This is a genomic window from Gammaproteobacteria bacterium, from assembly GCA_033720895.1.
Taxonomy (GTDB): Bacteria; Pseudomonadota; Gammaproteobacteria; order Natronospirales; family JAJUFS01; genus JAWWBS01.
This window is the reverse complement of the sequence record JAWWBS010000075.1, coordinates 1-9066: the sequence shown is the minus strand read 5'-3', so window position 1 is coordinate 9066 and position 9066 is coordinate 1. Positions and strand designations below refer to the sequence as shown.

At 63.1% G+C, this 9066-nt stretch carries 9 protein-coding genes; 2 read left to right on the top strand and 7 right to left on the bottom strand.

Annotation, left to right across the window (positions count from 1 at the left end):
- Nucleotides 1-13 precede the first annotated feature (13 nt).
- Nucleotides 14-166: a magnesium transporter gene (locus R3217_09640; GenBank protein MDX1455706.1), complete on the top strand. Its 153-nt coding sequence runs from the start codon at nucleotides 14-16 to the stop codon at nucleotides 164-166.
- A 13-nt stretch (nucleotides 167-179) separates the two neighbouring features.
- Here R3217_09640 and R3217_09635 read toward each other — a convergent pair whose 3' ends face one another.
- From R3217_09635 to R3217_09605, 7 genes are all read right to left on the bottom strand, one after another.
- Nucleotides 180-761 (bottom strand): GNAT family N-acetyltransferase, encoded by a 582-nt coding sequence (locus R3217_09635; protein ID MDX1455705.1) that lies wholly within the window; start codon nucleotides 759-761, stop codon nucleotides 180-182.
- Between the two features lie 32 nt (nucleotides 762-793).
- Complete coding sequence (gene rep, locus R3217_09630; GenBank protein ID MDX1455704.1) at nucleotides 794-2848, bottom strand: DNA helicase Rep; 2055 nt, start codon at nucleotides 2846-2848, stop codon at nucleotides 794-796.
- A gap of 92 nt (nucleotides 2849-2940) precedes the next feature.
- Nucleotides 2941-5052 (bottom strand): diguanylate cyclase, encoded by a 2112-nt coding sequence (locus tag R3217_09625; protein ID MDX1455703.1) that lies wholly within the window; start codon nucleotides 5050-5052, stop codon nucleotides 2941-2943.
- Between the two features lie 125 nt (nucleotides 5053-5177).
- Nucleotides 5178-5921: an ABC transporter permease gene (locus tag R3217_09620; protein MDX1455702.1), complete on the bottom strand. Its 744-nt coding sequence runs from the start codon at nucleotides 5919-5921 to the stop codon at nucleotides 5178-5180.
- Nucleotides 5918-6862 (bottom strand): ABC transporter ATP-binding protein, encoded by a 945-nt coding sequence (locus tag R3217_09615; protein MDX1455701.1) that lies wholly within the window; start codon nucleotides 6860-6862, stop codon nucleotides 5918-5920. The genes R3217_09620 and R3217_09615 overlap by 4 nt, the downstream gene beginning before the upstream one ends.
- 146 nt (nucleotides 6863-7008) lie before the next feature.
- Nucleotides 7009-8502: a YifB family Mg chelatase-like AAA ATPase gene (locus tag R3217_09610; protein ID MDX1455700.1), complete on the bottom strand. Its 1494-nt coding sequence runs from the start codon at nucleotides 8500-8502 to the stop codon at nucleotides 7009-7011.
- A gap of 66 nt (nucleotides 8503-8568) precedes the next feature.
- The gene (locus R3217_09605; GenBank protein ID MDX1455699.1) at nucleotides 8569-8820 is read right to left on the bottom strand and encodes an accessory factor UbiK family protein; all 252 of its coding nucleotides are present in this window, start codon (nucleotides 8818-8820) and stop codon (nucleotides 8569-8571) included.
- Between the two features lie 136 nt (nucleotides 8821-8956).
- On the opposite strand from R3217_09605, the gene R3217_09600 reads away from it, so the two are divergent.
- A partial coding sequence (locus tag R3217_09600) for a P-II family nitrogen regulator (GenBank protein ID MDX1455698.1) occupies nucleotides 8957-9066 on the top strand: 110 nt, incomplete at its 3' end.

The window sequence follows — 9066 nt, the reverse complement described above, 5'->3', positions numbered from 1 at the left end:
GACATTGAGCTGCATGCTGTCTGGCATGATCGGCGTGCTCGTGCCCTTGTTCCTGAAACGCATGGGCGCGGATCCGGCGACGGCCTCGGCCATCCTGCTGACCACCGCCACAGACGTCTTCAGCATGGGCATGCTGCTGGGTCTGGCGACCTTGTTGCTGCTCTAGACCTTCTTCGGGTCTATAGCCCGCGCAGCCAGAAAAGCATGTTCTTTTCGCTTTCGGCTTCATCGCCGATGTCTTTCCAGCGATAGGTCGTTACCAGGTCGTCTTGACGCTGGTAGCCACGCGACTGCCAGAACTCGTCCAGCGGTCGGTAGTCCTGCGGGCGAGCGGTATGATCGGCCGGGCGTTCGACAGCACAGAAGGCGGTGATGCTGAAACCCTGATCCTTTGCGAACTTTTCGCGCTCATCGAAAAAGCGATGGCCGATTCCATGGCCACGGTAATCCGGCAGCAGCACCGATTCACCAAAGTAGAAAACATCGTTGATGTCGATGCCAGCCTCGCGGAAGGGCCGCTGGAAATCCGCTTCCGCGTCACTCAATGGCAGGCCGGTCGAGGCGCCGACGATGTTGCCATCATCCATCGCCAGCACGAACAGCGAACGCGGCGAACGCGCGTAGGTCGCGAGGTAGTTCCTCTCGTAATCGAGATCACCGTCGTAGAGATAGGGAAAATCACGGAACACCGTGATGCGCAGGCGCGCGAGGTCATCGAGGTAAGGAAGGATGTCGGCGCCGTGATAGTTCTTGATATCCATGGCAGCCATTCTCGCCCAGGAACGACGATCTGTCAGTCGGCCAGCAAGCCTCGCAGCCCGGCCAGGGTCGAGCGGCCCGCTTCGACCTGTTCCTCGCGGGATTTCTCCACGCCGCCGCCTTCCCATTCCAGGTCATCCTGCGGCAGCTCTTCGAGGAAACGCGAGGGTTCGCAATCGTAGTCCTCGCCAAAGCGACGGCGCTGGTTGGCGTAGCTGATGCACAGCGTGCGTTGCGCACGGGTGATTCCCACGTACATCAGGCGGCGCTCTTCCTCGATGGTGTCGGCCTCGATGGAATTTCGATGCGGCAGCAGGTCTTCCTCGCAGCCGACGAGATAGACGTGCGGGAACTCCAGGCCCTTGGCGGCATGCAGGGTCATCAACTGCACCACGTCGCCCGGGTCGTCGTCGCCATTGCGATCCAGGCGGTCGATCAGTGCCATGCGGTTCATCAGGTCCGCCAGCGAAATGTCGCCTTCGTTGCGCTTGATGATGTTGCCCATCCAGCTCAGCAGTTCCTCGATGTTCTCGTAGCGCTGCTTGGCCTTGTCCGGGTCGCGCAGCGAATCTTCCAGCCAGCCGAGGTAGTTGATGTCTTCCAGCAGCTCCTCGATGCGCGACACCGAAGCTTTCTCTTCCATCTGCTCGGACCACCAGCTTACCCAGCGCGCGAATTCCTGCACGCTTTCCAGCTGGCGCGCATTCAGCGAACCGGCCAGGCCCATTTCGAAACAGGCGGAGAACAAGGACGTCTCGCGACGCGAGGCGTATTCGGAGAGTTTTTCCAGCGTTGCGGCACCGATGGCGCGGCGCGGCACGTTGACGATGCGCAGGAAGGCCTGGTCGTCGTCGAGGTTCACCAGCAAGCGAAGGTAGGCGAGCACGTCGCGCACTTCGCCGCGGTCGAAGAAACTCATGCCACCCGAGAGGTGATACGGCACGCCCTGTTCGCGCAAGGCGCGCTCGAAGAGCCGCGACTGGTGATTGGAGCGATAGAGAATCGCGAAGTGCTTGTAGCTGTAGGCGCGCTGCACCTTGCGATGCACGAGGTCGGTGACCACGCGCTCGACTTCATGCTGGGATTCCTTGCAGCCGATGACGCGGATCGCATCGCCCTCGCCCATTTCAGACCACAGGCGTTTTTCGAATACGTGCGGATTGTTGGCGATGATGTGGTTGGCGACGCGCAGGATGCGGCTGGTGGAGCGGTAGTTCTGCTCCAGCTTGACGATTTCCAGCTTGGGGTAGTCGTCCTTCAGGCGCTCCAGGTTTTCCGGACGCGCACCGCGCCAGGCATAGATCGACTGGTCGTCATCACCCACGACGGTGAACGCCTGGCGCATGCCGGACAGCTGCTTCAGCAACTGGTACTGCGCGTCGTTGGTGTCCTGGTATTCGTCCACCAGCAGGTAACGGAAACGATTCTGCCAGCGCTCGCGAATCTCGGGGTTGTTGGCGAGCAATTCCACCGGGCGCGCGATCATGTCGTCGAAATCGAAGGCATTGTAGGCGCGCAGGCTGCGCTGGTAGCTCGCGTACACGCGCGCGGCCTGGGCGTCCTTCTGGTCGACGGCTTCCAGCAGCGCCTGCTCGGGGGAGACCGAATCCGATTTCCAGGAAGAAATCTGGCCGATCATCTGGTCGACGAAGTCCTGGGTATCAAGGCGCTCGGCCTTGAGGATATCGACGACGAGATTGCGGGAATCATCAGCATCAAAAATCGAAAAGCGTTTCTTGTAGCCCAGCGCATGGTGTTCCTGCTGCAGGATGCGCAGGCCCAGGGTGTGGAAGGTCGAAACCGCCAGGCCCTCGGCCTTGTCCGCGCCGAGCAAGGCCTGGGCGCGTGCCTTCATCTCGCGGGCAGCCTTGTTGGTGAAGGTCACGGCCGCGATCTGGTCCGGGCGGTAGCCGCACTGGCGGATCAGGTGGGCGATTTTCTCGGTGATGACGCGCGTCTTGCCGGAGCCCGCACCGGCCAGCACCAGCAAGGGGCCGTCGACGTGGCGCACGGCGTCACGCTGGCGTGGATTCAGGGAGGAAAGCCCGGAATTCGTGGTCTTCGAGGTGATCTGGGGGATGGCGCTCATTGCCCTCGCATTCTACCGGGCCGGGTCGCGACGAACAGTCTTGTTTTTGGAAAATCTTTCTGGTTTTCGAAGCGCCTGGCCCCGGGGTCTGGTCAGACCTCGGCCGAGGTATTGTCGGTCTTGCCGTCCGAGCGGCGACGGCCACCCTTGCCACCGCGGCGCTCGCCCGCTTTTCCGACGCTGTCGAGAAAGTGGTACTCGATGCCGCCCTTGCCGTCTTCCTTGGCGGTGTACATGGCCCGGTCGACGCGCAACAGCAGGCCATCCATGGGCTCGCCTCGCATGATCCGGGTCGCACCGATGCTGGCATCGATGTCAAAGACCCTGCCATCGTATTCGTAATGCGAAGACCGCAACCTCTCCAGGATGTTGTTGCAGGTTTCCTTGAGGTTGTCGTCATCCGGGCAGTTCAGGATGACAATGAATTCGTCACCACCATAGCGCGCCACGATGTCTTCCTTGCGCATGTCGCGCTTCAGGACGCTCGCCACTTCGCGCAGCACGGCATCGCCGCCCTGGTGGCCCGCGGTGTCGTTCACTTCCTTGAATCCGTCGAGATCGATCAAGGCCAGGTAGACAGGCTTGCGCTTGCGGCGGTCATCGACAATGCGTGCGAGGACGTCTTCCAGGAACTGGCGGTTGTACACGCCAGTCAGCGGATCGAGTGAGGCCTTGCGCTCCAGCTCGGCCCGCCGCTCGGTATCGTCGGTAATGTCCAGGGCCAGGGCGAAACAACCGGCCACCTGCCCGTCATGGCGATGCGGAATGAGGTTGAAGCGATAGACGCGGCGCTCGGAATTTGCGCCCGGTGGTTCGAATTCGAAGACCTGTTCGTCACCTTCCAGCGCCGCATCAAGGTACTCCTCGAGGACCTTGAAGCCGGACAGGGAATGAGTGTTTGCAAGCTTGCGGCCGACCAGCGGCTCGCCCTCGCGGGAAAAGGCCTCCTGGTAGATGCGATTGGCATACAGGTACTTGCGCTCGTTGCTGATGGACGCCATTCCGCAAGGCATGGCGTCGGCGAGATTTGACAGCTGGGCCTCCTTGGCACGCAACTGGTCATCGCTCTTCAGCTGGGCGATCTCGGCAGACAGCCAGTTGGCCAGCAGCCGAACGAACTCGACTTCGGCATTGGAGAAGGCATCGCGACGTTCGCGTACGTCAGAGAAGTTCAAGGTACCGAACAGGCCATCGCTCAGCATGATCCGTGCACCGATATAGGAACCGGCCATCACACCGCCATACATCGGGTGCAGGCGATTGCGCGCCTCCGAAGCATTGGCAAACACGAAGACCTCGTCATTCTTGACGGTGTGCACACAGATGGTGTTTTCCAGTTCGAAGCGATCGCCCGGTGATGTCCTGGTGTCGTAATTGCTGGCATGGATCGCGAAGACATCGTAATGCCCCTCGTGAATGCGCGAAATGATGCCAAGCCGCAAGTCCAGGGATTCGCAGCCGAACTGCAGCAGGGCCCGCAGCTTTTCGATCGTCGTACGATCCGTTCGATTCGTGATGCGCAACAGGTTCTCGATCAGGTGCCGGCGGCGCTGCAGCTCGCTGTTGGCATCGCGCAAGGCATTGGCCTGGGCATCCGCTCGGCGCGCTTCGTCGGCGGCGTTCATCTGCAGGCGAACATACTCCCGGACTTCCTCGCCGACGATACTGGCGCCCTTGTTCAGGCCGAAATAGAACAGCGTCAGCGCGCCTGCAATGGCCAGGCCATTCTCCAGCGGCTGGACGATGAAATAGAGAATGACCGAGACGAATTGCGGTGCGGTGTAGCTGATGAAGAAAATCCGGCTCATTGCCAGCGCCGCCACGGCACCGGCTGCAAGGCCGACCACCAGCATGGCGATGAACAGCGTGGGCGCCAGCACGGGTTCGGTCATCAGCCAGGGTAGCGCGCCCCAGCACGCGCCCGTCAGCAGCAGGCCGGTGGCAAAACCGAAAGCGGCCGGCGGACCGGCCTCGGACTGACTCTGCAGCCGCTTGCGATACATGCGAATCAGCCAGAGACGCAGGATCACGAGCTGGCTGAGCACGATCATCCAGCCGAAGATCACCACGGTGGTGGTGTAGTCGTACAGGATGTAGATGGTGAAGAAACCGAGCAGCAAAGACACGAACTGCGCCAGGGGGTTCTGGCGCAGCATGATATGCAGCATTTCGCTCTCGATGCGCTGTTGTCGGGCTCTGCTCACGGCACCCCCCTTTCTCCCGACTATAACGAATTGGGGGGATTTTGCTCAATTAAGTTAAATCAAAACCTGTTGATGGCGGCAGCTTGTCGCAGAAAAACCGAGACAAGCTGCCGTTCAGGCAGGCTTCAGGACTGTCCGCGCAAGCGCCGCGCCGCCGGCGCCAGCAGGGCAATGGCCAGTACCGCCAGCCCGGCTGCCAGCAGCATGGCGTGTACCGCGCGCCCAGGCTCGGAACTGGCGGTCGCCATCATCCCCCAGGTCCAGGGATGCCAGACCCAGTATTCGCTGCTGCCCACCTGGACAACGCTCATGACCGCAATCACGCCGACCGCAATCGGGAACACGAAGCTGTCCAGGGTCCAGCTGAGGGCGAAGTGCAGGACGATCATCAGCGCCCCGCCGGCCAGGCAGGCAAAGGCCTTGCCGAACATCCAGCCCACCAGCGAAGCCTCCAGCGGCGGCAAGCCAGGCACCAGCATGCTGATCAGCCAGCTGCTGCCGAGGAAGCCTGCGGCCAGGACCAGCGTTGCGGCTGCCATCAAGGCGAACAGGATCGCGAGCTTGACCAGGAACACCTCGGGTACCCTGACGGGCAAGGCAAACAGCCGCTTCCAGCCATCCGTCCGGTGCTCGATATTGCACAGCGCAGCGGCCTGCAGGGCCACCAGCAGGGGGAAGACGAGATAGGCCCAGGTCACGGTGCCGAACTGCAGCAAGCCGTTCCAGCCCAGGCTTTCCATGTTGGTGAAATTCTTTGCCATCGCCAGCAGCCAGATGAAGGCGATGACAGCCAGCGGCCCGAGCAGCACCATCAGGGCGGCAAGGGTCCCTTTCAATTTGCCGATCTCGGCACGGAACAAGCGGATCATGCGGCTTTCTCCTCGGTCACCACGGGCAGCAAGCCACTGGCATCCCGACCAATCATGTCGAAATAGATCTCTTCCAGGCTGCGCGATTCGAAGCTCGCGTGGTGGATCCTGAACCCTTCCTGCACCGCCCGGCGCAACAGGCGAGCGGATTCACTGGTATCCGCCACCGGCACGGTGATGCTGGCACGGCCGGTGTCCAGCTGGGCTTCGTGACCCGTTTCGCCCAGCCAGTTGTAAAGGTGCGGGATATCGTCGCACTGCAGTCGCAGCACCTTGGGCTCGCGCGCCTTGAGCTCGTCGAGCGTCCCGGTGTAGCGAATCTCGCCGGCTTCCAGCACGCAGAGATGACTTGCGACCTGCTCCACCTCGCCCAGGAGGTGGGTGGAAAGCAGGACGGTGGTATCCAGTCGCTCTGGCAGGCTGCGCAGCAAACGACGCATGTCGGCAATACCCATGGGATCGAGGCCGTTGGTCGGTTCGTCCAGCAACAGCAGTTTCGGTTCGCCCAGCACGGCCAGCGCCAGCGCCAGGCGCTGCTTCATGCCCATCGAGTAGTGCTTGACCGGTTTCGCGCCGGCATCGAGCTCGACAACCTCCAGCGCCTTGTCGATGGCGGCCTCTCCCAGCCCACGCAGGCTGGCATCGATACGCAGGTTTTCGCGCGCTGAAAGGCTCTCGTAGAGGGACGGCTGCTCGATCATGCTGCCGACGTCGCGCAGGATGTCCAGCCGCTCGGCCGGCATGCGCTGGCCGACCACGCGAATGTCACCAGCGTCGGCATCGAGCAGGCCGAGCAGCAGGCGCATGGTAGTGGACTTGCCGGCACCGTTGCGGCCCAGCAAGGCGAAGACCGAGCCGGCCGGCACCTGCAGGTCGATGCCATGCAGCACCTCGGTGGATTGGTAGGACTTGCGCAGTCCGCGCACATCGATCGGAAACATGAAAAAACCCCTCAAACAATGGCTGACCGGTCGCACCACGGCGGCCGGAACGCTTTGCTTGAAGGGTCGAGCGGTGCCGCATCCGTCGGCACTGCTTCCTGAGAACACGGCCAGCGGGAGAAGTTCCGCAATGCAGGAAGTTTCTTTCAGCGACGTTCCAGCTGCCGGTAGGCAATCGCCTCGCCGACCTCCAGCGGCGAGACCGATTCACGCGCAGCCAGGTCGGTAATGGTCATTGCCACCCTGAGGATTCGGTGATGGGCGCGGGCGGAAAGGCCCAGCCGCTCGGCGGCGGTGTCCAGCAGGTCGATCGCGGCGGGCTGGATGCGGTCGCTGTCGCGTATGTCGGCAGCGCTCAGCTCGGCGTTGGTCTTGCCATGACGGGCCAGCTGCCGCTCGCGCGCCGCTTCGACACGGGCACGCACCTCGGCGCTGCGCTCGCCTTTCGCCTGTTGCGACAGCTCGCGCGGCTTCAAGCGCGGCACCAGCACCTGCAGGTCGATGCGATCCAGCAAGGGACCGGAAACCCGATCGCAATAGCGACGCACCTGGTCGATGGTGCAGCGGCATTCGCCCTGCGGGTCGCCGTGGTAGCCACAGGGGCAGGGATTCATCGCTGCCACCAGCTGGAAGCGCGCCGGAAACTCCGCCTGTCGCGCGGCGCGGGAGATGACAATCCGACCGGACTCCAGCGGCTCGCGCAATACTTCAAGTACCTTGCGATCGAATTCCGGCAATTCGTCGAGGAACAGCACGCCCGTGTGCGCCAGCGAGATTTCGCCGGGACGCGGCTGTGAACCGCCACCGACCAGCGCCACGCCGGACGCCGTGTGGTGTGGGGCCCGGAAGGGCCGCTGCCGCCAGCGAGCAGGATCGAAGCGGCCGGCGATGGACTGGACCGCCGCCGCGTCCAGCGCCTCGTCCTCGCTCATGGCAGGCAGTATCCCCGGCAAGCGGGCTGCCAGCATGCTCTTGCCGGTACCGGGCGGGCCGACCATCAACAGGCTGTGACCACCCGCCGCGGCAACTTCCAGCGCACGCCGCGCCTGGTGCTGGCCAGCGACATCCGCAAGATCGGCAGTGGTGACCGCCGGGCCAGGCGCTGGAGTGTCGACCACTGGCAGGGGCGCCTGGCCGAACAGGTCCGCAACGACCGCCAGCAAACTGGAGGCACAGGCAATCTCGAGCCCGCTGACAAGTGCTGCTTCCGCAGCTGCGCCTTCCGGAATGACCAGGCGGCGACCACTGTCGCGAATCGCCAGCGCCGCCGGCAACGCCCCGCGCACGGCTCTCAGGTCGCCATTCAACGCCAGTTCGCCCAGGAAGATGGATTCCGCCAGCCGCTCGCTCGCGACCTGGCCGGTGGCGGCAAGAATGCCAAGCGCGACAGGCAGGTCGTAGCGGCCGCCCTCCTTCGGCAGGTCGGCCGGCGCGAGGCTCACCGTGATCCGTCGCGCGGGGAACTCGAAACCGGAATTGATGATGGCGGAGCGCACCCGATCGCGGCTTTCCTTCACCGCGGTCTCGGGCAGGCCGACAATGTGGAACGCCGGCAGGCCGCCGGAAACATGGACTTCGACATGCACGCGAGGGGCATTCAGGCCCAGCTGGGCCAGGGAATCGATACGGGCAAGCGACATGAGGTCCTCCTTGACCAGGCATGTTTGCCAGGGCGCGACGTCCTGTCGCGCGAATGGATCGGCTGCTTACTTCTTCAAAGTGGTCTCGAGTTCTTCGAGCCGCTGGTTGATCGTCTCGAGCTTTTCGCGGGTACGCTCCAGCACACCCTGCTGGACATCGAATTCCTCGCGGGTCACCAGGTCCAGCTTGCCGAGCACGCCCTGCACCACGCCGCGGAAATTGGCTTCGAGATCAGCCTGCGCCTCGCGCATGCCGGGCGGCACGGATTCATACAGGCGGCGCACCAGGTCATCCAGGATTTTCGGATCGAGCTGCATGGCGGGTTCCTCGCGGAGTCACAATGCTGGAAGACTAACCGCTGCCGGACTGGGCGCGCAACGGCCGTCGCGGCCCACAAGGAGTGCTAGAATCTGGGCAGCGGAGCAAATGCCAGCCAACGGAGGCAACAGCGGTATGAAAATGGTTTCGGCGATCATCAAGCCTTTCAAGCTCGACGATGTGCGCGAGGCGCTGTCGGACATCGGCGTGCAGGGCATCACTGTCACCGAGGTCAAGGGCTTCGG

Bases quoted from the DNA above. Each gene is read 5' to 3' on its own strand.
- R3217_09620 (MDX1455702.1), bottom strand. From the start codon at position 5,921: ATGATCCGCTTGTTCCGTGCCGAGATCGGCAAATTGAAAGGGACCCTT.
- R3217_09635 (MDX1455705.1), bottom strand. From the start codon at position 761: ATGGATATCAAGAACTATCACGGCGCCGACATCCTTCCTTACCTCGAT.
- R3217_09610 (MDX1455700.1), bottom strand. From the start codon at position 8,502: ATGTCGCTTGCCCGTATCGATTCCCTGGCCCAGCTGGGCCTGAATGCC.
- R3217_09615 (MDX1455701.1), bottom strand. From the start codon at position 6,862: ATGTTTCCGATCGATGTGCGCGGACTGCGCAAGTCCTACCAATCCACC.
- R3217_09605 (MDX1455699.1), bottom strand. From the start codon at position 8,820: ATGCAGCTCGATCCGAAAATCCTGGATGACCTGGTGCGCCGCCTGTAT.
- rep (MDX1455704.1), bottom strand. From the start codon at position 2,848: ATGAGCGCCATCCCCCAGATCACCTCGAAGACCACGAATTCCGGGCTT.
- R3217_09640 (MDX1455706.1), top strand. From the start codon at position 14: ATGCTGTCTGGCATGATCGGCGTGCTCGTGCCCTTGTTCCTGAAACGC.